General features: G+C 62.6%; 2 protein-coding genes. One reads left to right on the top strand and one right to left on the bottom strand.

All coding sequences use genetic code 11. The features are described 5' to 3' along the window. The coding region (locus tag J7438_RS26090) for a LamG-like jellyroll fold domain-containing protein (protein WP_209278943.1) at positions 1 to 603 on the bottom strand (603 nt) is incomplete at its 3' end. Between J7438_RS26090 and J7438_RS26085 the strand changes: the two genes are divergently transcribed. After that, positions 568 to 917 (top strand): hypothetical protein (locus tag J7438_RS26085; RefSeq protein ID WP_209278944.1); only part of this gene is annotated, 350 nt, incomplete at its 3' end. The genes J7438_RS26090 and J7438_RS26085 overlap by 36 nt on opposite strands.

Below are 917 nucleotides of genomic sequence, written 5' to 3'. Positions count from 1 at the left end.
ACGGATTGCGCCGGTATTGGCATCAATGGCAAACAGACCACCGGCGTCGTCGGTGAGGCTGAAGGTCAGGCTATCACCATCGGCGTCACTGGCCGACACCTGCCCCACCACGGTGCCCGGCTGGGCACTTTCATTGATGCCCAGCGGGGTCACGAAGGCCTGCAGGTCGTCGCTCTGGGCGAGCTGGTAAAGCTCACTGACGTCACTGGCCGACAGGGTGCTGTCGAGGATCATCAGGTCCTTGATGGTGCCATCCGTGGCGGCATCCTGTGGCCAGTTACTGGCACCGACCAGGTTGCTGGTCAACTCGATACCGGCGGGTCCCTGGCCGGGATTGTCCGCCACTTCAACACCGTTCTTGTACAGGTGCATATGGCCATCAGCATCCACCGTCAGGGCCAGGTGGAAGGCTTCACCCAGGGTGTAGAAGTTATCAAACGCCACCGAGCCAACAATGCTGTCACCGTGGAAAATCTGGGCCTCTATTCGTCCTTCCGATGGACTGGCGATCAGAATATTATCGGTGCCGGCACCGTTCCCCAGGTCAACCACCCGTGCCCAGTTGCCGTGGCTGTGGTAGGTAAAGGTGGTGGCAATGGTCATCGTCCCGTCAAGGGTGATTGCCCCGATGGAACCACCGGCGCTGTTCAGTTGAACGCCCGAGTCACTGTGGCTGACGCCGCTGTTGAAGGTCAGTTGGTGGCCGTGGTCGGTCAGATCGGCAGCCACATCACCGCTGCTGCCCGCCAGGGCAAAGGCCGCCAGCGCATCGGCACCGGGGAAGGCCTGCAACTCGGGTGCCTGATTGTCCGCCGGTGGGGTCGCGGGGTCGGCCGCTACCGCCAGGGTAAAGGTGTCCGAGGCGCTGGCCAGGCCATCACTGGCAGTGACCGTAACGGACAGCGAGCCGACGTCAC

This window comes from Thalassotalea sp. G20_0 (assembly GCF_017744175.1).
Lineage (GTDB): Bacteria > Pseudomonadota > Gammaproteobacteria > Pseudomonadales > Endozoicomonadaceae > Endozoicomonas.
Note: the sequence above shows the minus strand (reverse complement) of the source record. Positions and strands in the feature narration are given on the sequence as shown.